General features: G+C 71.8%; 10 protein-coding genes. 1 reads left to right on the forward strand and 9 read right to left on the reverse strand.

The annotated features are described in order from the left end of the window. Window positions 1-8: 8 nt before the first annotated feature. The 5 genes from ACF1B9_RS32660 to ACF1B9_RS32680 form a co-directional block, all read right to left on the reverse strand. Window positions 9-7,805 (reverse strand): amino acid adenylation domain-containing protein, encoded by a 7,797-nt coding sequence (locus ACF1B9_RS32660; protein ID WP_391746338.1) that lies wholly within the window; start codon window positions 7,803-7,805, stop codon window positions 9-11. Window positions 7,806-8,052: 247 nt separating this feature from the next. After that, window positions 8,053-8,394: an antibiotic biosynthesis monooxygenase family protein gene (locus ACF1B9_RS32665; RefSeq protein WP_391746339.1), complete on the reverse strand. Its 342-nt coding sequence runs from the start codon at window positions 8,392-8,394 to the stop codon at window positions 8,053-8,055. Next, entirely contained in the window at window positions 8,385-9,761 is a 1,377-nt protein-coding gene (locus tag ACF1B9_RS32670; RefSeq protein ID WP_391746340.1) for an FAD-dependent oxidoreductase, read from the reverse strand. Before ACF1B9_RS32670 ends, ACF1B9_RS32665 begins: the two co-directional genes overlap by 10 nt. A 66-nt stretch (window positions 9,762-9,827) precedes the next feature. Then, window positions 9,828-10,862, reverse strand: a complete 1,035-nt coding sequence (locus tag ACF1B9_RS32675) for an isocitrate/isopropylmalate dehydrogenase family protein (protein ID WP_391746341.1) — start codon at window positions 10,860-10,862, stop codon at window positions 9,828-9,830. A gap of 7 nt (window positions 10,863-10,869) precedes the next feature. Then, complete coding sequence (locus tag ACF1B9_RS32680) at window positions 10,870-11,616, reverse strand: thioesterase II family protein (protein WP_069930380.1); 747 nt, start codon at window positions 11,614-11,616, stop codon at window positions 10,870-10,872. Between the two features lie 368 nt (window positions 11,617-11,984). Here ACF1B9_RS32680 and ACF1B9_RS32685 point away from each other — a divergent pair, with 368 nt between their 5' ends. Continuing rightward, window positions 11,985-13,580 carry a (2,3-dihydroxybenzoyl)adenylate synthase gene (locus tag ACF1B9_RS32685; RefSeq protein WP_391746342.1) on the forward strand — a complete coding sequence of 532 codons (1,596 nt, stop codon included), beginning with the start codon at window positions 11,985-11,987 and terminating at the stop codon, window positions 13,578-13,580. Window positions 13,581-14,379: 799 nt separating this feature from the next. On the opposite strand, the gene ACF1B9_RS32690 is transcribed toward ACF1B9_RS32685, so the two are convergent. The 4 genes from ACF1B9_RS32690 to ACF1B9_RS32705 are packed head-to-tail and all read right to left on the reverse strand — an operon-like array spanning window position 14,380 to window position 23,386. Further along, the gene (locus tag ACF1B9_RS32690) at window positions 14,380-17,148 is read right to left on the reverse strand and encodes a pPIWI_RE module domain-containing protein (protein WP_391746343.1); all 2,769 of its coding nucleotides are present in this window, start codon (window positions 17,146-17,148) and stop codon (window positions 14,380-14,382) included. 31 nt (window positions 17,149-17,179) lie between these two features. Then, on the reverse strand, window positions 17,180-20,689 hold the full coding sequence (locus ACF1B9_RS32695; protein WP_391746344.1) for a hypothetical protein: 3,510 nt from the start codon (window positions 20,687-20,689) through the stop codon (window positions 17,180-17,182). Next, window positions 20,682-21,827, reverse strand: coding sequence for a hypothetical protein (locus ACF1B9_RS32700; protein ID WP_391746345.1), 1,146 nt, complete (start codon window positions 21,825-21,827; stop codon window positions 20,682-20,684). Before ACF1B9_RS32700 ends, ACF1B9_RS32695 begins: the two co-directional genes overlap by 8 nt. Next, window positions 21,824-23,386 (reverse strand): PD-(D/E)XK nuclease family protein, encoded by a 1,563-nt coding sequence (locus ACF1B9_RS32705; protein WP_391746346.1) that lies wholly within the window; start codon window positions 23,384-23,386, stop codon window positions 21,824-21,826. Before ACF1B9_RS32705 ends, ACF1B9_RS32700 begins: the two co-directional genes overlap by 4 nt. Window positions 23,387-23,424: the final 38 nt, after the last annotated feature.

Raw genomic sequence — 23,424 nt, forward strand, 5'->3', positions numbered from 1 at the left:
GGTGTTTCCTACCTTTCGGTCATTCTCCGCAGCGGCATTCGGGTGGAAGCCGACATCTCGTTCCAGCGGTCGGTCAGTTCCGCGACGGTCGGGGCGGTGAACAGAACGCGCATGGGGATTTCCACGCCCATTTCGGCGCGTACCCGGGCCACCAGTCGAGTGGCCATCAGTGAATGGCCGCCCAGGACGAAGAAGTCGTCGTCGAGACCGATCCGCTCGGCGCCCAGGACCTCGGCGAACAGCGCGCACAGCGTCTGTTCCCGGGGCGAGCGCGGAGCCCGGTACTCGTCCCCGCCGAACTCCGGGCGGGGCAGGGCGGAACGGTCGAGTTTGCCGTTGGGCGTCAGCGGCAGTTCCGTGAGCGTCACGAACGCGGCCGGGATCATATAGGCCGGCAGCCGCTCTCCGACCGCCTCCCGCAGGAGTTCCGTGGTGGGCGGCTCGGTGCCGGTCTCCGGGACCACGTACGCCACCAGCCGGCGGTCGCCCGGCCGGTCCTCACGGTCGATGACGACCGCCCTGCGGACCGCGGGGTGGCGGGTCAGGGTGTGCTCGATCTCGGCGGGCTCGATCCGGAAGCCGCGCAGTTTGATCTGGTGGTCGGAGCGGCCGAGGTACTCCACCTCACCCGTGACCGTCCAGCGGGCGAGATCCCCGCTGCGGTACATCCGCTCGCCCAGTGGCCCGAACGGGCAGGCCACGAACCGCTCCGCGGTCATGCCCGGCCTGTCGTGGTAGCCGCGGGCCAGGCCCTCGCCGGCGATCCAGAGGTCACCGGCAGCGCCGGGCGGCACCGGGCGCAGTGTGCGGTCCAGTACGAGGATCCGGGTGCCGGCGACCGGGCCGCCGACCGAGGGAGGCATGCCGCCGTGGCCAGGGAGCAGACGGGCGGCGGTGGCGTAGACGGTGGTCTCGGTCGGGCCGTAGAGGTTGGTGACCTCGGCGGCGTGCCGGCACAGGGTTTCGGCGAGCGCCAGGGGCAGGGCCTCGCCGGTGGAGATCACCCGCAGCCCGGTCAGACAGGCCGGCGCGTGGGTGACCAGGCTCTGCCAGAGCGCGGGGGTGGCCTGCATGACGGTGACGCCGGACCGTTCGACGAGGTCGAGCAGTGCCGTCGGCTGGGTGATGTCGTCCTTGCCGGCCAGTACCACCCGCCCGCCGGCGAGCAGGGGCAGGAAGAGTTCCAGCGCGGCGATGTCGAACGCGACGGTGGCGCAGGCCAGCAGCCGGTCGTCCGGCGTGAAGGAGAATCGATCCTGCATACCGGTCAGCAGGATCGCCAGCGCACCGTGCCGGACCACCACGCCCTTGGGTGTGCCAGTGGAGCCGGAGGTGTAGATGACGTAGGCGGCGTGGTCGGCGCCGGCCGCAACGCGCGGGCCGTGGGCAGGGTGGGGGGACCGGTCGGACAGGTCCACCCCGGCCAGCCGTTCCTGGTCGAGGACCAGCACCGGTGCGCTGTCCTCGACCACGGCCCGCACCCGGGCGGCCGGATACTCCGGATCCACCGGCACATACGTGCCGCCGGCCTTCCACACGGCTAGCAGGGCCACCACCAGGTCGGCCGAACGGGGCAGCAGCACCACGACCCGGGACTCCGGGCCCACACCCTGCCCGGCCAGCCAGTGCGCCAGCCGGCCGGCCCGTTCGTCCAGCTCCCGGAAGGTCAGCCGGTGCCCGCGGAACTCGACGCAGACCGTGTCCGGCGTCGCCGCCGCCCGCGCCGCGATCAGCTCGGGGACGGTCCGCTCGGGGGGCGGGACCGTGGTGTCGTTCCAGCCGTGCAGCACCTGTTCACGTTCGGCGTCGGACAGCACGTCGAGCGCGCCGACGGTGGTCCGCGGACCGGCGGCGATCTGCCGCAGTACCCGCACCAGCCGGTCGGCGAGCGCCTCCACGGCGGTCCGCTCGAATGCGTTGCGCCGGTACTGGAAGGAGATCCGCAACAGCGGGTCGGCCGCCGCGATCACGGTCAGCGGGTAGTGCGGCGGGGCGTATGGGCGGATACCGCTCACCACCGGTTGGGCCGACGCGCCCGCCGCCGAGCGGCCGGACCGGTCGACGGGGAACGACTCGAACACCACCAGCGTGTCGAACAGCGCGTTCAGCCCGGTCGCTCCCTGGATGTCGGCGAGCCCCAGATGGTGATGGTCCAACAGCCTCGCCTGGGCGTCCTGGAGCCGGCCGAGCACCTCCGGGACCGGGTCGGCCGGCGTGCATCGCACCCGCACGGGCACCGTGTTGATGAACAGGCCGATCATGGTGTCCACGCCCGGCAGCCCGGAGGGCCGGCCCGCGACCGTGGCGCCGAACAGCACGTCCTCGCGGCCGGTGAGCTGCGCGAGCACCATGGCCCAGGCGCCCTGCACCAGGGTGTTGGGGGTGACGCCCCACTCCGCGGCCCGGCGCGCCAGCATGGTGGTGTCCTCGCCGGTGAGCGGCACGTCGATCTGCCCGCTGCCGCTGCCGGCCGGCCGGGCCCCGGGCGTCGTGGGCGCCAGCAGGGTCGGCTCGGCCACACCGGCGAGTTCCTCGGCCCACACGCGGGCGGAGCGTGCCGTGTCCTGCCGTGACAGCCAGCTCAGGAAGTCCCGGTAGCCGTGCGGGCGCGCCGGCGCGGTGTCGACGCCGTCGGCCCCGTACAGCTGCATCAGCTCGCGCTCGACGAGCGGCACCGACCAGCCGTCGAGCAGCACGTGGTGGGCGGTGAGGGCCAGTTCGGCGTGTTGGGGGCCGAGCGTGACGAGGGTCAGGCGCAGCAGCGGCGGGCTCTCCGGGCGGAAGCGGGCGTCCCGCTCCTCGGCGAGGATCTCCTCCAGCCGGGTGGCGGCGTCGGCCTCGCCGGTGAGGTCGAGGTGCCGCCAGGGCAGCGGGACGTCGTCCACGACGACCTGCACGGGCTCACCGGTGGCGCTCGGCCGGAACGCGACCCGCAGGTTCGGGTGCCGGTCGAGCAGGGCCTGGCCCGCGGCCCGCAGGCGCGCCGGGTCCACCGCGCCTTCGAGCCGGAACACGAACTGCGTCTGGTACGCCTCGGATGCGCTCTGCGCGAGCATCGTGTGATACAGCAGCCCGTCCTGCAACGGCGTGAGCGGCCATACGTCGCTGACGCGCCCGAAGCGCTGTTGCCAGCCGTCCAGTTCCTCCTGGCCGACGGTGACCAGCGGGACGTCGGACGGGGTCAGTCCCCGCCCGCCGGACGCGACCAGACTCCGCAGACCGCGCAGTGCGGCGCACCAGGTGCCGGACAGGGCGCGGACCTCGTCGGCGGTCAGCACTCCAGTGGCGAAGGTGAACAGGGCGGTGAGGCGCGCGTCGTCGCCGGTGCCGGTCACCAGGGCGTTCAGTTCGAGCGCGCTGGGCGCCGGCATGTCCGCGGCGGGTGCGGCGACCAACTCGGCGCATTCGGGCGCCGGGATCCATCCGGAGCCGCGGGTGGGGTCCTCGCCGGGCGCCGGCTCCGGGCGTTCGAAGGTGAAACGGCCCAGGAAGTTGAATCCGATGTCGTCCGCCGGATACGGGCTCAGCAGCGCCGCGGTGTCGTCGTTGAGGTAGCGCAGCAGGGTGTAGCCGATGCCCTGGTCGGGCAGTGCCCGCCGCTGCTCCTTCACCTGCTTGAGGGCGTCACCGGCGGCGGCTCCTCCGGTGATCGCGGCGTCGACGTCGATCCCCGAGACGTCGATGCGTACGGGGGTGACCGTGGTGAACCAGCCGGCCGTGCGGGACAGGTCCGCGCCCGGCACCAGCTCCTCCTGCCGGCCGTGCCCTTCCAGCCGTACGACCGTCGTGCCGTCGGTGAGACCCCGCCGTTCCCGGGCCAGCGCGAGGACGAGGGCGGTGAGCAGGACGTCGTCCGCGCCGCTGCGGTAGGCCGCGGGGACGGAGGTCAGTATCGCGTCCGTGAGGTCGGCCGGGAGCTCGACCCGGACGGTGTCCGTGGTGGAGGTGAGGTCTCGCCCGGGGTCAAGCGGCCGGGAGCCCACGGGTGCGATGGGTGCCTCGAGCAGGTCGCGCCACAACGACGTCTCCGCCACCCGTCCGGGGCGGGCCGCCTCGTCGGCCAGGGCGTGCAGCCATCGGCGCAGGGAGGTGCCCACCCGCGGCAACGCGGGGGGTCGGCCTTCCTGGACCTGGCGCCAGGCCGCGGCCAGGTCGGGCAGCAGCACCCGCCAGGACATGCCGTCCACGACCAGGTGGTGGGCCGCGACCAGCAGCCGTCCGGGCCCGCCCACGGCCCCCGGGAACCAGACCAGCCGGAGTATCCGACCGGCCCGGGCGTCGATGTGCCGTACGGTCTCGGCGGCCTTTGCGCGCAGCAGGATCTGCCACTCCTCGCCGCCCCAGTCCCCGGGGCAGTCGACCCGGTCGACGAGTCCGCCGGCGTCCGGAGTGCCGGGTGGCTGCACCAGCAGGCCGTCGTCCGTCAGCCGTGAGCGCAGGACGTCGTGCCGGTCGAGCACGGCGCGCACGGCCGCGGTGAGGCCGGGGAGGTCGACGGCTGCGGGCAGTTCCAGTACCAGCCACTGGGCGAGGCGGTCCAGGCCGGGGCCCCGCTCGGCGTACAGCCGGGCCATGGGGGGCAGCGGCAGCAGACCGACGCCCCCGCCCTCGAGCTCGGCGAGGGCCACCGGTGCGGTGTCGCGGGTCGCGGCCTGCGCGAGCGCGGCGACAGTGCGGCACTCGAACACGGTGCGCGGGGTGAGCGCGAGGCCGCCGGCGCGGGCTCGGCCCACCACCTGGATCGCCCGGATGCTGTCGCCGCCCAGAGTGAAGAAGTCGTCCTCGACCCCGATGTGGCTCAGGCCGAGCACCTCGGCGAACGCGGCGGCCAGGAGGCTCTCGTCACCGGTCCGGGGCGGCCGGTGGGCACGGCCGGTGATCTCCGGCTCGGGCAGCCCGGCCCGGTCCAGCTTGCCGTTCGCGGTCAACGGCATCCGGTCCAGCGCGACGAAGGCGGCGGGCACCAGGTGGGCGGGCAGCCGGGCTGCGACGAAGCCCCGCAGCTCGGCGATGTCCAGGCCGGCGTGCAGGTCCCATTCGGTGCCGGTCCCGCCGTTGCCGCCGGAGGTGGCCGGGACGACGTAGGCGACGAGCTGCGCGGCTCCGTCCGCGGCTCGGCCGGGCCGGGCGACGACGGCCGCCCTGAGCACTCCCGGGTGGTCGGTCAGCGTGTCCTCTATCTCCTGCGGCTCGACCCGGAAGCCGCGGATCTTCACCTGGTGGTCGGCGCGGCCGGCGAACTCCAGTTCGCCGTCGGTGTTCCAGCGCGCCAGGTCACCGGTCCGGTACATGCGCCACCCGGGTTCCCCGAACGGGCAGGCCACGAAGCGCTCGGCCGTCAGGGCCCGACGGTCGTGGTAGCCCCGGGCGAGTCCGGCGCCCGCGATGTAGAGGTCGCCGAAGACGCCGGGCGGCAGCGGTCGCAGCCGGCTGTCGAGGACGTAGAGCGCGGTGTTCCAGATCGGGGTGCCGATCGGTATCGTCCGCGCCCCGGGCCGGTACTGCCACGCGGTGACGTCCACGGCTGCCTCGGTCGGCCCGTACAGGTTGTGCAGCGGCACGCCGAAGGTCCGGTGGAACCGCGCGGCCAGCTCGGCCGGCAGCGCCTCTCCGCTGCACACGACGCGGCGCAGACCGGTGCACGCGGCAGCCGTCTCCTCGGTGACGAACTCGGCCAGCATCGACGGGACGAAGTGCGCGGTGGTGACGCCGGCCCGCCGGATCACCTCGGCCAGATAGTCCGGGTCGCGGTGCCCGTCCGGCCGGGCGACCACCAGGGTGGCGCCGGTGATCAGCGGCCAGAAGAACTCCCAGACGGACACGTCGAACGAGGCGGACGTCTTCTGCAGGACCCGGTCGGAACCGTCGAGCCGGAAGCGATCCTGCATCCAGAGCAGCCGGTTGACGATCGCCGCGTGCGTGACGACGGCGCCCTTGGGCCGTCCGGTCGATCCCGACGTGTAGATCATGTATGCGGGGTGGTCGACCCGGTGCGGGGCGGGCCTGACGGGCTCTTCGGTGAGCGGGGCATCGTCGACCATGACCACGGGGACGTCCGTCCGGGGCAGCCGGTCCGCGGTGTCCTTGACCGTCAGCAGCAGCGCGGGCCCGGCGTCGGCGAGCATGAACTCGACCCGCGCGGCCGGGTAGTCAGGGTCGACGGGGACGTAGGCGGCGCCCGCCCTGAGCACCGCGACCAGGGCGACGACCAGTTCCAGGGAGCGGGGCACGGCGACCGCGACGAACCGCTCGGGCCCGGCGCCGCGCTCGGTCAGCAGGCGGGCCAGCCGGCCAGACCGCTCGGCCAGTTCCCGGTAGGTCACCCGGGTGTCCTCGAAGGTCACCGCGACGGCGTCCGGGGTGGCGCGGGCCTGTCGGTCCAGCAGTTCGGTCAGGGTCGTCGGCGGTGGGGTCACCGTGGGTCCGGCGTACTCGGTGAGCAGCGCGCGGTGTTCGGCGGGGTGCAGCGCGGAGACGGTCCCGACCGGGGCGTGCGGGTCGGCGAGGGCCCTGCGCAGGAACGTCACGAACCGCTCGGCGAGCCCGGCGATGTCCTGGTCGTCGTACTCCGCGCGCGGCGCGTCGAAGCGGACGTACAGGTCGCTGTCGGCCCTTCCGTCGGTGTAGACGCAGACCATCACCTCGTCGATCACGCCGAAGGTGCCACCGGCGAAGTGGGCTGTGGCGCCCGCCAGGTCGAGTGCTTCGACGGAGGGGAGCACGTTGACGACGGCGCCGAACGGGCTGCGCGCGTCGCCGGCGTGGCCGGTGGCCCGTTTGATCAGGGATATGTCGTGCCGGGCGTGACGCAGGACACGGCGCCGCTCCCGGCCGAGCGCCTCAGCCAGTTCCACGAAGTCGGCCGCGGGGTCCACCCGCGAGCGCAGCGGCACCCGGTTGGAGAGGAGGCCGAGCGAGCGGCGCAGTGCGCCGACGCGGTGATTGACGGTGATGGTCAGCAGCTGCTCGGACAGACCGCACATGTGCCCCAGGAACGCGGTGGCGGCCGAGGCGATCAGGTCGGGCACCGAGGTCCCCGCCGCGGCGGAGGCGTGTTCCCAGGCGGCGAGTTCGACGGCCGGGACCGTCGCGGTACGGGTGGCCATCCCCTGCGGTGCGGTGAGGCCGTCCCAGTAGCCGGGCCCGCCGGTAGGGGCGTCGGCGCCCGGACGGACACCGGCGGGCAGACGGGCGGCGGGCAGGTCTTCTGCGAGGTAGTCGCGCCAGAACCGCTCGGCGTCGGCGAACCGCTGCGACTCCCGGTAGACGGCGTCCTTCGCCGCGGCGTCCCCCGGCGGGTTCGGGGCGCCCTCCGGCAACGCGGAGCCGGCGCGCAGCGCGCGGTAGATCTCGGCGATCCGCCGGGACAGCAGGGTGAGAACGCCGAACGCGTCGGTGAGGATGTGGTGGAAGACGAGCACGAGCAGGTGGCGGCCGGGGCCCAGCCGGATCGAGCCGATCCGCAGCAGCGCATCCTCGGTCAGGTCGAAGGGCCGGCGCACGAGATCGGCGACGACGACGCGGGCCGCGTCGGCGGGGTCGGCGGCGTCGCCGACATCGAGGCGGAACGGCTCCCACGCCCCGAGGTCCCGGGCGACCGGCCGCAGCCCGTGCTCGTCGCGGCGGAAGCTCACCTTCAGGGCGTGGGCTTCCGCCACCGCCGCCCCCAGGGCCGCGGCGAGCAGGGCGGTGTCGAGGTCACCGTCGATGTCCCAGAGAGTCGCCACGTTGTTCGGTACGTCCGGAGTGAATTCCTGCGCGAGCCACATGGCTTCCTGCGCGGATGTGACGCCGGTACAACCCATCCAGATGCCCCCAGCAAAAGTGGTTTCCCGGTCAATGGCCTCAACCGTGCCGATACTTGTCGCGGCCCATGCGCTCGAACAACCGGCATGAAAGATGTTCGCCAGAGATCGAGAAGGAATAGGCCAACACCCGAAACAACTCCGCCAAACCCCCGGCCAACGTCCGTCCGGCCCGCTTCAAACTACCCTCGGACATCTTTCGGTCACGGGTCCGCGCGTTCCACGCGTTCCAACGGCCGTAGTCCGCCTACTGGCGCGGGCCCTCCGCCGCTGTGGCCGGGCTTTCGTTGTCGTGCGCGCTGGTCCGGACCACCTCGGCGACGGTCAGCTCGTAGGCGGAGTACCAGTGTTTCCTGCCCAGTCGCTGCGCCACCTGGTGCTCGGGGTCGCAGCGCCACTTGTCCAGCGTCTCCCCGTCCCGCCACATCATGACGGCGAGACGTTCGCCGTCCTCCCCGGTGTAGTGCTTGACCTCCACCGGGTCGGACCCGGCAATGGCGCGGACCCGCTCCTGCATCCGCTCCTCGGTGGCGTAGTAGTCCTCGCCGGCCTGCTCGGACAGGCGCGACTTGAACAGGATCACGAACATACGGAGTCCTCCGGGGTGTCAGTGGTCGGGTTGGGGGAAGGGATGCAGGCGCGCAGTCGGTCGTCGGGCGCCGAGACCAGCTCGGTGCCGTACCGGGCCAACAAATCCGCCACGAGCCGGTCCAGACGCTGGTCGTCACGCAGTATGGAGGCGTAGCTCTCCTCGGTGAAGGCGCACCGCTCGTACAGCGGAACGAACCGGTCGGGGAACAGCACCGTCAGCCGCCCGCGCAGCACCTCCGCAGCGGTCTCCTCGCGCGGTGGGCCGGCCATCGTGAAGTAGTGCCGGTAGGAGAGCTGAGAGATCGCGTCGGCGTCCTCGGTCCGCGACTTCTCGTAGGCTGCCAGGCCCGCCGCCCAGTCCGCGGAGGCGTCGAGGCAGTCGACGAGGACCCGGGCGTCCTCGAAACCGCAGTTCATGCCGTGCCCCATGAAGGGCGCCATCGCATGACAGGAATCACCGAGCAGCGCGAAGGTGTCTCGCCAGACCCATCGGTCACAGCGGACGGCCGTGAGGGTCGAGACGGCCTTGGTGGCGAGCTGTTCCGCGATGTCGGGGATGATCCCGGTCAGCTCGGGGAAGTGGGCGGCGAACGTCTCGTACAGGTCCTGGCCGCCGCGGGCCGCCGCGTAGGACGGGGCGGGGCCGTCGAGGCGCATGAACAAGGAGCCCGAGAGCTTCCCCGACGGCAGGGGGTGCGCGGCGAACATCGCCTTTCCGGAGGGCCAGTAGTGCGTGATGGTCGGGTCCAGCCGGCCGGCCGGTACGTCGATCTCCTGGTAGGCCAGGTCCAGCGTGCGCACCTCGGCCCGGGTGCCGCGCGCGTCCAGGGCGGCCCGGGCGGCGGAGTGCGCGCCGTCGCAGCCGAGGACCCGGCGGCACGTCAGCCGGTGCGAGCCGTACCGGTCCTCCACCACCACCGCGGGTTCGTCCAGGTCCACCGAGCCCACGCGCTGCCCGAAGCGGAGGCGCACACCGGGGGTCGCCTCGGCGGCGTCCAGCAGGATGTGGTGCAGCCGCCGGCGCTCCACCGCCCAGATGGGCTGTCCGTCCCGGCTGTAGGGGGTCATGCGCGTCCGGCCGTCGGGCAGGTGCCCACAGCGTCCGTGCAGGGGGACGCACATGCGGCGCACGGCGTCCGCGACGCCCAGGTCCGACAGGGCGCGCCAGCCGCGCGCCGACAGCATCACGACCAGTGACCGGCGTTGTCCACCGGAGCTCCGCCTGGGGTCCGCCCGTTTCTCCAGCAGGGTGACCGGTCCGAAGCGGGGCGCCAGGTAGAGAGCCGTGACCACACCCACCAGACCGGCCCCCACGATGACGGTCTCCGGGTTCCCGTCCGTGCGGTCCGTACCGTTCCCGTTCATACCGTCCTCGCCCCTCGTCCGTTGCTCCGCCGACGGTTGTCGGGTCGTGTCCGCGTCCGCACCTCGCTATGGCCGCCGCAGTTCCGTCAGGACCGCGGCGCCCGCCTCTTTCGTACTCAGGGACCCGCCGAGATCGGGGGTGACGCGGCCCGCCGCGACGGCCGCAGCGACCGCCCGGCGGACCGCGTCCGCCTCCTCGGTCCGGCCCAGGTGCTCGACCAGCAGGGCCACGGAGAGGATCGCGCCGAACGGGCTGGCGGTGCCGGTACCCGCGATGTCCGGGGCACTGCCGTGCACGGGCTCGAAGAGCCCTTGTCCGGTCACGGGGTTGAGGTTCGCCGACGCCGCCACGCCGAGGCCGCCGGCCAGCGCGGCCGTGAGGTCGCTCAGGATGTCGCCGTAGGAGTTGTTGGTGACGACGACGTCGAAGGCGGTCGGATCGGTGGCCAGTCGCAGGGCGGCGGTGTCCACGTAGAGGTGGGACGTCTCGACGTGCGGGTGCCGTGCGACCGCCTCGCTCCAGCACCGCTGCCACAGCTGTCCGCCGTTGCGGACGGCGTTGGCCTTGTCGACGAGGCACACCGACCTGCGCGCCACGGAGAACGCGAACTCCAGCACCCGTGAGACGCCTTGGTGGGTACTGAGGTCCACGTCGATGGCGATCTCCTGGGGGGTCCCGGTGCGCGTACCGCCGCCGATGCCGCTGTAGAGCCCCTCGGTGTTCTCCCTGACGATCACGCAGTCGATCGCCCGGCGGGCCGGGTCGCGCAGCGGACTGAGCCTGTCGTGCAGGAGCCTGGCGGGCCGGTAGTTGACGTAGAGGTCGAGTTCGAGGCGCAGGGTGGTGAGGACCGTACGCACGTACGCGGTGTCGCTGAGCCGGGGGTCCCCGACCGCGCCGAGGAGCGCCGCCTGGCTGGACCTGATCCGGTCGAGGTCGGCTCCGGTCAGCGCGGTTCCTGTGCGCAGGTAGGTCTCCGCGTTGACGTGGTCCAGGACGTCCGTACGCGTCCCGAGGCGGAGGGCGTCGAGGACGTCCAGCGCCGGCTCGATCACCTCGGGACCGATGCCGTCACCGGGGATCACGGCGATGGTGGTCAAGGCCGCCTCACTTCGGGCCCTGACTCAGCACGTCCGCGACGAGTTCCGCGACGTCGGTCGTCACGTGGAAGTGCCCGCCCGGCCGCACGGTCCCCGAAAAGCCGCCGGAGGTGACGCTCGCCCACCCCGCCAGCTGGTCCTGCTCCACCAGCGGGTCACCCGCGCCGTGGTAGCTGCGCACGGGACAGGACAGCGGACGGGTGCCGGGGCGGGGCCGGTAGGTCGCGTGGGCCCGCAGGTCCGAGCGGATGACGGGCAGGAGGAGGTCGCGCAGCTCGGCGTTCTCGGCGACCGCGGGCTCGATGCCGCCCAGAGCGCACAGGGTCGACCAGAACTCGTCGTCGGGCGCCAGGTGGACACCCCTGTTGGTCATGGATCCGGGCGGCAGTGCGGCGGACACGCAGAGCGCCCGGGGTTCCTCACCGGCGTCCCGCAGCAGCAGGGCGGTCTCGTAGGCGACCAGCGCCCCGAGACTGTGCCCGAACAGCACGTGGTCGCCCGGCGGCAACCGCAGCAGCTCCGCCGCCACGCAGCCGGCCATCGCGGCCACGTCGTCCACGGGCGGCTCTCCGAAGCGGTCGCCGCGGCCCGGGTACTGGACGGCCATCAGCGACACACCCGGCGGCACCGCGGCGGACCACTCGCCGAAGGCGACTCCCGACCCCCCCGAGTGCGGGAAGCACACCACCCGGACGCCGGCAGGGTCACCGGCGATCATCGACCGCACCCAGCCGCGTTCCCGTATCCGGCTCATCCACTCCGCCTTTCTGGCCGGCCGTCGTTCCGTCCGCACCATGTTTTCCACTCGCCGCCGATTCGCGGGGCCCTCGACAGATGTCGGCAAGAGACCGGGGCGCGGTGGAACGCGGCGCCGACGATGCCAAGGGACACAAGGACCGCGGGCACGCCGCCGCACGGCACCGGGCTCACCTCGCACGCGGACGCAGCGCACCACCACACCGGACACCGCCCGCCACCGTGAGAAGGCACGCACCCTCCACCCCGCGTCGCCGCTGTCCCGCGGCCCGGACGGACGGAGCGCACCCGCGGCTCGGCTCCACCCCGGACCTTCGCGCCCCCTCGATCCACGCCTCGACCGACCCGCCGAAAGGGAACGCGATCATGCTTGACGGTTTTGTGCACTGGCCCGAACAGCTCGCAGCGGACCTGCGCCGGACAGGGGTCTGGCTCGGCCGGCCGATCGGTGACTTGTTGCACGAGTCGTGCGAACGGAACGCCGATCGCGTGGCCGTGGTGTGCGGCGAACGCCGGATGACCTACGCGGAGCTGTCCCGGCGGGCGGACCGGTTGGCGGGCGGCCTGATCGGACTGGGCATCAGGCCCCTGGATCGGGTGGTGGTGCACCTCCCCAACATCCCGGAGTTCGTCGTCCTGGTCTTCGCGCTGCTGCGGGCCGGAGCGATCCCGGTGCTGGCGCTGCCCGGTCACCGCAGGGCCGAGATCGCGCATCTGTGCGGTCACTCCGGGGCTGTTGCCTATGTGGTGAAGGACGAGTTCGGCGGGTTCGACTTCCGTACGATCGCCCGGGAGATCCCGGCGGTCCCGCACGTCATCGTCAGCGGCGACGCACAGGAGTTCGTTTCGCTGGAGTCGCTGGAGTCGCTGGACGCCCAGGACGTCGCGCTGCCCAGGGTGGACGCGTCCGACCCCGCGCTGTTCCTGCTCTCCGGGGGCACCACCGGACTGCCGAAGCTGATTCCCCGGACTCACGACGACTACGAGTACGTCATGCGGGCCAGCGCGGAGGCGATGCGGGTGGGTCCGGAGGTGGTGTACCTCGCCGTCAACCCGGTCGCGCACCAGGCGGCCCTCGCCTGTCCGGGCGTGTTCGGCAGTCTCCTGATGGGAGGGAAGGCGGTACTCACGTCGAGCGTGCGGCCCGACGACGTCTTCTCGCTGATCCGCCGCGAGGCAGTCACCGTGACCACTGTCGTGCCCTCGGTGCTGCGGCTGTGGGCCGATTCCGGACGACCGCCCGGCGAACTGTCCCGCCTGCTGATCCAGGTGGGCAGTGCCCCGCTCGACCCGGCCCTGGCGCGCCGCGCGGCCCAGGAGCTGGGCTGCCGGATCCAGCGGTGGTACGGCATCAGCGAGGGGCTGCTGGCCCACACCCGGCTCGACGACCCGGAGGAGGTGGCCGTGAACACGGACGGCCGCCCGATGTCACCGGGCGACGAGGTCCGGATCGTCGACGAGTCCGGGAACCCGGTGCCCGACGGGGAGGCCGGCGAGATGCAGGTGCGCGGTCCGTACACGATCCGCGGGTACTACCGGGCTCCCGAGGAGAACGCCCGGTCGTTCACACCGGACGGTTTCTTCCGCACCGGCGACCTCGTCCGGCGCAGGCCGGACGGCAACATCATGATCGTCGGCAGGATCAAGGACGTCATCAACCGGGCCGGCGAGAAGGTCTCCGCGGAGGAGGTGGAGCGGCAACTGCGCACCCACCCCGCCGTGCAGGACGCGGCCGTGATCGGCGTGGCGGACACCGTGCTCGGCGAGCGGACGTACGCCTTCGTCGTCCTCAACGAGGCGGACGTCCGCCCGTCCGCCATGAAGGAGTTCCTCAGAGGCCGCGGCCTGGCCATCTACAAGATCCCCGACCGGCTGATTGCGATGCCGCAGCTTCCGCGCACACCGATGGGGAAGGTCGACAAGAAGGCACTGCGTGCACGGATCGCCGCGTCACAACGCTGACGGTGCCGGGGTGCGGGACGGATTCCGCGTCCGCTCCGCGCCTGCCTCGGCCGGTTGACCACCGCATCCGGCTGGGATCCCACCGGGCACTGGGACCTGCCCGGGCCCTACCGCCGACCATGGTGCACACCGGCTCGTGACCGGCGGATGAGCAGTTCGCTCGGCGGCGCCGGGCCACCTCCGAGTGCGGGAATGGGCGCCCGTATCAAGGAGGTGACCGGCAGTCCGGGCACGAACCGCACCACCCAGCCCTGACCTACACAACCTGACACACCATCAGGGCGAGCGTCACATGAGCGTCAGAACGGCCCGGCACGGCCTCAGCGAAGGCCGGGGGCACCACGCGTCCGCCTTCCCGTCACCGATCGAAACCGCAGGTCAGCCAGCGTCCGTCCGGCATGCGGCCTGCTCCACGTCATACGCCCATGAAAACAGGTCGGGCCGACCCGCTCGGAACCTCAGGAATCCGAGAACTCGCAGGTCAGAGGCTCTTCGTGGCAGGCTCCAGAATCGCCACACACTCGACATGATGGGTCATCGGAAGCATGTCACCCGGGTGAACTCAGAGAAAACCGCAGGTCAGGTCCGTTCCTCGGCTCCGTCTTGGGGCCACCAGGTGCGAAGAGCGTCAAACGAGCGTCACGGCGGACGCCCAGTGATCCCAGTAAAGTGATCCCAGCAAGGAGTGCACCAGACGCCGTCCCCGTGGTCAGGTTCAGGCTTCGGCGCTCACACGAGGGAAGCATTGATCCTTGTCAGCGTCGATCGTTTGGGATGCCCCATTCAGGCGGCACCTCGCTCAGGAAGCGGATGACGTACTCCCCGCTGACTTCGTTCCGGCCACCGGAAGCACGTACTCACCGGCGAGACGCGCCCAGTGCAGCGGGAGAGGCCGGGCGAGCGGCGGGTAGTCGTCGTGGTAACGCAGCTGGTGCGTGAGCGTCGCCCACTCCGCCGGCCGGTCGGGCGGGTCACCCGCACGCCCCGAGTCCGTCAGCGCCTTCTCCGACAGACAGCCGAGCACGGTGATCTCCAGTTGCCCGGGGTTCCACGCGGTCTTCCCAGGCGCTGTCCGGCCCTGTGCCGTGGGCACCAGCTTCATGAGCCCCTTCGGCAGTTTCGCCACCGTGTGCGGCTTCGAGGCCGTACTCGCGAAGACACGGCCCTCCGTATCCGCCGTCCCCCACACACCCTCGGCGAAGCCGACCCCGTCCTCGGTGTCGTGGGCGTACCACTCCGCCACTTCACCCCGGGCGTTGGCGTCCCGTACGAGCAGCACCCGCAGGTCGTGGCCGTAGAGCGTGTGCCGCTGGGCGGGTTCGGCCCCGAAGCCGAGCATGTCGCGGTCCAGTGCACCGTTGCGCAGGCCAGGCCAGCACTGGCGCAGATTGCCGGCGTCCGCCAGCAGCAGCGTCGGGCGGTCGCGGAGCTGGAAGAGCAGTGCCCGGATCTGCCGCTCGGTCTCCCGCTGCCTGTCCTGCTCCACGCCCGGGCGGGCAGCGGGCCGGGATCCTCCCGGGGCTGCCGAGTCATCGAGGAGCTTCCCCGTGCCGGTCTCCTTCCCGCCGCTCGCCGCCGGTTCCCGTGCCTGGGAGAGCAGCAGCAACAGCTTCGGATACGGCACCCATTCGGCTCGTTCTGCGTCCCACCCCTCGATGACGCCCGGTCCGTCCCCGGGGCGCACCCGCACCGCCACCAGCCGGTGGACGGGGCATCGCGTGGGCCCCTTCCTGGTGTGGCGTACGAGCCAGAGCGCCGCGTACTGAAGGTCGCCCGGAATGCCGGCTCCCACCCGATGGGCGGGCGGGCTGATCGCGCCCAGCTGCCGGAAGGCGTCCAGCCAGGTCCACCTGGCCCGGTGTTCCAGAGCGCTGTCGGTGTCGTCGGGCGAGTTCACGAACTGGGTCAGCCGTCCCTGCCGTGCCCAGGCAATGCGCAGCGCATGCTTGGGGTCGGAGTCCGGGACGGCGGCGAAGCGCTCCTTGCCGGCGATCTCCGTGATCACGACTCCGGCCCCGCCGAGGAGCGGATCCGCCCGGTCCGCCACTAGCCCGCAGCGCCCTTCGATGGCCTCGGCCAGCCGGACGGCCCTGAGGCGCCCGCGGGCTCGGGTGGTCGGCAGGGCGTCGGCCAAGGGTCCCGCGGGCCGGGCCCGGACGCGGATGTCGACCCCCTCGCACTGCCACTGCCAGGTCTCCCCCTCGGCCGACGGCACTTGCTGCCCGGCGGGAAGACCAATGAGCTTGGGCAGCTCGGCGAGCAGCGCCGCACGGGTTTCCGGGGACTGCCAGAAGACGTCGATCTCCAGGGGGCGGCCGTTCAGTGCGCGTGTCAGCGCCGCCCGCCGTTGCAGAGCCAGCTGGGCGTCGCGGACGCCCGGGACGCGTCCGGCTCCGGAACGGGGCAGCAAGGAGGGTGTGTTGCTCCGGGAGACGCGCGTGAGGTCGGGGACCCGGGTCAGCAGGGGGCGCAGCCCTTCCTCGACCCAGGCGTCCAGATCCGCCCGCTCCCGTGGCATCAGCCCGGGTCCGACCTCGTGCGGGCCGATCGACGGGTGGTAGACGATGCCGGCGGCCACGTCCCCGGAACCGTTGATCCAGCGTTCGGGGTCGGAGAAGAGCGCTTCGGGCCGGGGATAGTTGCGCACGATGTCCAGCTCGGGCACGAGCGGTGCGGGGCTGTGCCGGCGCCAGGCCAGTTCCTTCGATCGCCGGTCGTAACCCAGCGTGTTCACCATCAGCCGGTGGCCCCGGTCCGGCCCTTCCGGCCACGGCAGTGGAGCGTCGAGCAGGACGGTCGTACCGCCGAGCTGGTGGGGGCGTACGTCCAGTCGGGTGGCCCACCGGCGTACCTGGGTGGACACATGGACACGGAACCGCGGGGCGAACGGCACGGTGTGGACGGTGATGGTGAGGCAGGCCGAGTAGTACCAGGTCTGCCGTCGGCGCTCGTATCGCTGAGGCGGCCAGGAGACAAGTCGCGCGCCGTCACCCGAGCTCTCGACGCGGAAGTGGAGTGTGGTGCCGCCCGTGCGGAACGTCCGGGCGGCCAGCCGGAAGGCGATCCACTCGGGCAGCAGGCTGTAGAGCCGCGCGGCGGGTTCGGCGGTTCCGCCCGCCGAGAGCACGCTCTCGGCGAGGTCGACCGGTTCCGTCTCCCAGTGGGGCAGACGTACCGTCTCGGCCGGGTCACCGGAGCGGAGCCTCTCCTCGAGATCGGCGCCCTCCGAGTCGTCGTCCTCTCGGTGCATTCCCGCCGCCCACGCTCCTACCACCGGGGCCAGCACGTCCGGCGGGACGGCTTCCCGCGCGTAGAGCCACGGCAGACGGCCATCCGTCCCGGCGTTGCGGCCGGTCGCGATGACGCCTGGCGCCATCGCCTGGAGCAGGGAGTTGAGCCTGCGCACGGGGAGCCGGTGGGGGTGGACGGAGTTCTTGCCCGCCTCGGCATGCATCTCGGTGAGCTCGGCGTGCAGGTCCTCGCCGAGCCGCAACACTTTCATCTCCTCCCGCCAGGGTCCGTGGAGCGGGTCGGGTTCGTAGGCCGCGACGCGAATGTGGTGGTACACGGAATTACCTCCTGGGACAGGGGTTCGGCGCTTACGGGTGGGCGGGTACGGCGGCGAGCAGGCGGGTGAGCATGCTGCGCAGTGGCGCGTACAGGGCGCTGACGATGAACTGCTCCTCAGCGGTCGTCGTGCCGCCGTTGAAATACGGGTCCAGGACGGCGAGGACGCTGTGCAGCAGACTGGATTCGGGGGTGTCGGGCCGCGCCGGTACGGCGCCGCGGTTGGGGGCGAAGGCGGCATCGACAAAGACCACCCGGGCCGGTACGCCACCGCGTACCAGTCGCCCGATCACCTGCCACAACAGGACCAGCATGTCCCAGGTGACTTGTTCCCGTACATCGTCGTCGAGACGGCTCCACGCCATCGAATGGGCGAGTACCTGGTACCAGTACGAACGGGCGAGGCGGCGGAACTCCTCCGCTCCTTCCTCGACGGTGGGTTTTCCCTGTACCAGGGTGGCGAAGTCACCGCCGGTGACGGCGCGGACGACCCAGTCGTTGGCGGCATGGACGGCCAGGTGGAGGTCCTCTGGGTGCGGATGGGGCCGTGCCAGGAAGTAGACCGTGCCGATGGCCGCCTCGTCGTCCTTGTTGAGGATGTTGTGGCCGCGTTCCAGCGCCAGCAGGGGCGCCACCAGGATGTCCGCCTCGAGGTCCTTCAGGTGCTCGACGTCGCCCCGGCGCAGTGATCGGGCGTGGTAGGCGGACGGCGCCTCGTCCTCCGCGGTGATCTCCTCGTCGTCCGACACCAGGCACAGCACCTTGTTGCGCCAGCGGACGTTGAGGTTGTGCAGTGTGTCGGCCACCACACGTGCCTCGGCATAGCTGCCGACCAGCAGAAGGATCTGGTCGCGCCCTGGAGGAAGAGAGAGCAACTCCTGCTGGAGCGGACCACCTTCAGTGACCTCGTACTCGTCTCCGCCCTCACCTAGATGGCACGCGATGCGGCGCAACTTCTCCGGGCGGTCGTCCGGATGGGTTCCCGACATGCGCAGTTTCTCGTCGCCATCGTCGATGAACTCGAAGCGCATGGAGCTCTCGTTGGCGATGCGTTCGGTCACCTCGGCCGGCGGTTCGATGACCACACCGACCGGGACGCAGACGTGGTAGCGGCTGGACGCGCCCGCCCAGCTGCTGCCCGACATGAGCAGCAAGTGGGCACCGGGCCTGCCGTCGACGGAGGTGAGATCGGGGATGGCGCGCAGCAGCTCACGTCCGACGCCGCTGCACCGGAAGAAGGTCAGTTCGCCACTGCGGACTCCGCCCTTGTCCTCACCCGGGACCCGGAACTGGAAGCCGAGCACATTGCCCATCGGGGCCTCGGGCACCATCGGGCCGTAGTCGAGCGGCCGGCGGTAGATCGTGTTGAAGCCCAGGCTGAGGGCGGCCTCGACGCGGGGCCACATGGCGTTGATCATGGCGAGCCGTGGTTCCAGGGCGCTGAGCAACAGTGTGAACTCGAAGCGCTCCGCGAGTTGCTTCCGCCATTCCTCGGGAGTCTGGGGCGGAGGCTTTGGCTTCCTGCGGCGTCCGCGCCTCTTCGCCTGTTCCTCCTCCTCGCGCCGCCACTCGTCGTACGCCTCTTGGTACTTCCGCTGCCGGGCAGCCATGTACTTCGGGTCGATGGCGAAGACCTCGTCCATGACCTCGGTGAGGCGGCGCCGGGTGTTCTCCGGGTTGCCGGTGTGGAGCAGCTCGTTGAGGAGGGCGGTCAGCCGGCTGAAGTCCTCCTCCGTCCTACGGTGACGGTCACCGAACGGGTTGTCCCGGAACGCGTCGAGCAGATTCCCGAGAGCCTCGCGGGGGGCGTGATGAGGGTGGTCCCGACCGCTGTCGTCGGGGAGTTCGTAGCGTTCGTCGAGGAGCCCCAGCTGGAGCGTCCAGGCGCTGAAGTAGCCCGTCCGCACCCACTTGCGCAGCTCGTACCCGGCGACGAGCATCGCGTACAGCCGGTCGGTGGCCGCGCCTGCGGTGTTGAGGGCGGCGGCGAAGGTCTCGACGTCCCGTTCGGAGAGCTGGGTGCGTCCGCCGGCCGCGAGTTCCCGGATCTTGTGCCGGCTCAGCTGGTCGATGAGGCCCTTGTCCTCGTCGCTGGCGAGGACCACGGCGGGTGCGAAAGTCCGGTCGAGCTGCATCTGGACACGGTCGGCCTCGTCGATGATCACGAGGTCACTACGGCGGCAGGCGAGTTCGAGGAAGCGGATGCGCTCGCCGTTCTGAGGGCGGGGCGGCGAGGCGTCGATCAGCCCGGCCGGGGTGGCCACCCAGATCGAGGCGTCGACCAGCGTGCGGGCTCCGTGGTGACGGGGGCAGGCGGACCAGTACGGGCAGCTCGTCGCCCTCTTCTGCCACTCGGAGTGCCGTCCGTCGCTCGGGTCACGGCGCAGGGCCGACGGGGGTCGGAGCCGGGAGCAGGGTGCCTCGCCGTAGGCGAGTGGTTCGGTCGTCGATGTGGCCCCCTGCCGTCTGACGTTGAGCAGGCAGGACGTGCCGAGGTAGGCGAAGGCGGGGTCGTCGTGGGCGAGCAGTCGGTGCTCGCCCCGGCCCGCCAGCCTGCGGTGCAGCCGCTGGGCGTGCCGCTCGCGGCCGGAGGAGCCCAGCACGGGTGCGGCGGCGCCGTCGGTATAGAGGTCGTAGAGCCGGACGAGCTTCAGCACCTCCGCGACATCGGTGACGACGACGGCGGTGCGCTTACCCAGCTTGGCGAGATGGACGGCGATGATGTCGCGCAGTGTGCTCTTGCCGGCGCCGACGATGCCGAGCAGGTGCTGGATGCCGTCGACCGTGAAGGTGAAGTCCTCGTCCTTCCTCGTCTTGTGGAAGGTTCCGTTCTCCTTGGTGGACAGGTCGAACGACCGTAACCGCTCCAGCCACCGTGGCGCCCGTCCCTCGCCGAAGCGGGTGTGCTGTGCGTCCATTTCCGCCGCCGTGCGCTCCAGCCCCTCCCTGGTGAAGACAAGGGGCTCGCCGCCGCCGGCCGGTTCCAGGTCCATGTCGTGGGCGACGAGGGGGGTGCGGGGGACCGGCGGCAGGTCAACGACGGCCATGGTGCGACTGACGGGGAAGGCGTGCGGGCCCTGACCCGCGACCGGCAGCCGCTTGCCCGCCAGCGGCGGTGCGGCACGCAGCAGTTGTTCGTAGACGGAGAAGCGGTCGCCGGCGACGGAGAGGTCGCGGCGGGCAGCAGGTGTCTCGGCGTCCGGTACGTCGTAGGCGCGCACCCTGGGGTCGAACCTCTGGTAGGTGTCCAGCGCATCGAGCCAGGTACGGCTCCGGCGCAGCGTCCACAGCGAGTACCGGGCGATACGCAGGGTCTTCGCCGCGTCGGATGGCAGCGGTGCCCGGTGCGCCTCGGCGAACCCGTACCCGCTGAACAGCACCCAGGCGCTGCCCGCGGGGCTGCCCGGCATCATCTTCTGCTGGAGGTACAGGCCGAGTTCGACCTGGCAGAGGGCTTCCAGCGCGGGCTGGGGCACGGAGGACCCCAGAAATGCTTTGAGCGCGTTGAACACGTCGGTCAAGGGCGGGGTGAGGCTACGCATCGTCCTTCTCCTCTCGCCGGGCCTGTCCCAGGTCGGGCACGAGGTCCATGGGGGTGGTAAGCACCAGCCGGTCCCGCAGGAGCGCGGGAAGGGCGTCGGTGAAGACCTGCCGGTAGCCGTCCCGTCCGGCGAGCGCGTCGGGGACCACGACGAGGGTGCGGTCCGCGAGGGGTGTGTTGCCGGTGAGATGGGCTGCGAGGAGCGCCGGCTGCAGGCGGTCGTACACCTGGATGTCCACGATGCGGGGGCCGGTGTCCCAGAGCCGGTAGGTGGGCAGAAGACCGGGCAGGGTCTCGTACCCGACTTCGGCGCGTTCCAGTGCCTCCCGGGCGGCTTCGTCGGTGCGGTGCGGCAGTACGAGGTACCACCGCAGCGAGCGCTGCAGGATCCACGCCTGGTCCGGCTCACGGATGAGCCGCGGAGGGGCGTCGCGCGGGCAGTCCTCCCCCTCGCACCAGACTTCCGCGCCGGTGCCGGACGGTCCGGGTACGGGCACGGCACTGTCCCGGGGCAGCGCGGGGAGCCTGCACGAGGGGCAGTACAGGAAGACTCCGTCGACGAGCAGGAACTCGGGCAACGGACCGTAGAGGTTCTTGACCCGGCTCCAGACCGCCCTTTTCCAACCCGGCGCGAAGCGGTCCTGCTGGTGGACGACCGGGTGACGCGCCAGGAACGCCCGGCACTGCCGGTAGCGCTCTTCCGTTCCGCTCCGCGCGTGCAGGTCCCCGAGGAGCGCGCGGGCGTGTGCCGCCACGCCTCCACCCGGTCCGTGCGAGGCCACCTCGAGACACGACCGGGTCGGCATCCGGCCGACCCGGTGCACCAGCGTGGTGCCCGGCGAGACCAGGGAGGAGGGGACCGCGAAGAGTGAGTCGTCGGACGGCCTGGTCCGGCACCACTCCCACAGCTCCGGAAGACTCCTCGGCGCCGACTCCCCCGCTTCGAGGCAGCGCATCACCGTGTGATCCAGCGCCCGCTGGGCGAGGCCGGGGTAGGGCAGGGTGAAGGAGCGGAGCCCTTGGACCTCGGAGAGAGCCGCCACCATGCGGGCGAGTTCGCCGAAGAGGTCGCTGCCCACGCCCTCGGGCGCCTCGCCGGCGTCCGGCCGATCGGCCCGGCCGGCCGACCCCGCCTTCATGCCGCGGCCTCGCTGACGGACGACGCCGTGCACCAGCGGGCCACTTCGCACCGCTCGCAGGAGTGTCCGGGCCGGGCCGCGTACTGGTCGTCACCGTGCCAGTCGGCCACCATCGCCCGCAGTACCTTCTCGGCAGTGACCCGATTGGCCGGGGCGAAGGGATCGATGATCTCCAGGTCGGCGCCGCCGGGGCGCAGCACCTCTAGCTCGACCCGGGCGCGGAACGGTTCACCGCCCAGGTCACCGCGGGCGATCAGCACGACGGCCAGGGCCAACTGCGGATAACGCTCCAGCAGGGGGCGTTCGGACCGCCGGTCGGTGACGGAGGTCTTAGTCTCGCGCCACACCCATGATCCGGCATCCCGGTAGAGCAGGTCGGGCGCGGCCAGGACCACCACGTCGGCGGTGGTGTCGTGCCGCACCACCCGGGGCTCGGTCCGCACATCCGTGCCGTCCCCGACGTACCGCAGCGGGCAGACCGCGGCGTGCCGCCGCAACAGCAGGGCGCCGAGTGCGCGTTCGTCTGAGGGCAGGTCGAATCCTTGCGGGACCCACTCCTCGGGGACCTCGACCGTGCAGGGCCGAGGCGATCCGTGGGCGTGCCGTTCGGCGAGGTAGGCATGCAAGGCCCGGCCGCGTTCGGCCGTCACCTCGCGTTCGACGGAGTCCGCCGTGGGCAGGTGCAGCCGGCGCATGTGGTCACGCGCCGGGCAGGCTCGGTAGGCCCGCCCGCTGGTGACCGACCAGGTGCGGCGGGGCCGGTCGTGCGCCTCGATGCCCAGCAGTCCGGGCGCTTTGCGCAGGGCCGGGCACACCGACAGGTAGGGGCATCCGCCGCAGGCGGACCCCGGGCGGTATTCCCGTCCGTCCAGTACGCCGGCCAAGGCGGCGGGGCCGTGTTCGCGGTACCGGGCGCGCGCCTCTTCCCGGCTTCCCGCGAAGAGCTCCCGCGTACGGCCGTCGAAGAGCGCAAACTCCACGATCCGTACGTGCTCCGGCGGCGGTCCGGGGGCGCCCTCGGCCAGCACCAGGGCGACGGCCGCGGTGAAGCCGTCGGGCGGCAAGTCCCGCAGGCGGTGCACGGGCAGACGAAGCTCGCGGTAGGCACCGTCCGGGGAAGCCAGGCAGCGGCCCCACACGGTGAGGCGGTACTCCTGGGCGTCGCGCGGGTCGGGACCGGACGGCCGGTAGCGGTACGTCCACGGCTCGAGCACCTCGTGCAGGGGACGTTCCGGGTCGAGAGGGAAGGCCGACTCGTACATCTGCACGCCGTGCTCCGACCAGGTCCGCAGACCGTCGTGCAGGGGGCCGGTACGTGTCCGAGGCGGGCTGCCGGCAGGCCCCGAACGGATGTCGCAGGCAGCCATGAAGGGGCCCAGAGCGAAGTGCTCCAGCCTCTCACGGCGGCGCGGTACGGGGTCGGTGGTGTGGTAGCCGCGGGTCTTGAGAGCGTCAGCGGCGGGGCATCGGAACTCTCCACCCTTGAACATTCCGGCGGATACCGTGATGACTTCGGAGGTGCGGGTCACCCCGTCGGGGGGCAGCCATGGCTGTGACATTTCATGCTCCATTTCCGTACGGAGGAAAGGTGGATGGC

This window comes from Streptomyces sp. NPDC014727, from assembly GCF_043083485.1.
Classification (GTDB): Bacteria; Actinomycetota; Actinomycetes; order Streptomycetales; family Streptomycetaceae; genus Streptomyces.

What these genes read in the sequence shown, in the direction of transcription:
- ACF1B9_RS32670 (WP_391746340.1), bottom strand. Translation starts at nt 9,761, where the DNA reads ATGAACGGGAACGGTACGGACCGCACGGACGGGAACCCGGAGACCGTC.
- ACF1B9_RS32705 (WP_391746346.1), bottom strand. Translation starts at nt 23,386, where the DNA reads ATGTCACAGCCATGGCTGCCCCCCGACGGGGTGACCCGCACCTCCGAA.
- ACF1B9_RS32660 (WP_391746338.1), bottom strand. Translation starts at nt 7,805, where the DNA reads ATGGGTTGTACCGGCGTCACATCCGCGCAGGAAGCCATGTGGCTCGCG.
- ACF1B9_RS32700 (WP_391746345.1), bottom strand. Translation starts at nt 21,827, where the DNA reads ATGAAGGCGGGGTCGGCCGGCCGGGCCGATCGGCCGGACGCCGGCGAG.
- ACF1B9_RS32665 (WP_391746339.1), bottom strand. Translation starts at nt 8,394, where the DNA reads ATGTTCGTGATCCTGTTCAAGTCGCGCCTGTCCGAGCAGGCCGGCGAG.
- ACF1B9_RS32695 (WP_391746344.1), bottom strand. Translation starts at nt 20,689, where the DNA reads ATGCGTAGCCTCACCCCGCCCTTGACCGACGTGTTCAACGCGCTCAAA.
- ACF1B9_RS32685 (WP_391746342.1), top strand. Translation starts at nt 11,985, where the DNA reads ATGCTTGACGGTTTTGTGCACTGGCCCGAACAGCTCGCAGCGGACCTG.
- ACF1B9_RS32680 (WP_069930380.1), bottom strand. Translation starts at nt 11,616, where the DNA reads ATGAGCCGGATACGGGAACGCGGCTGGGTGCGGTCGATGATCGCCGGT.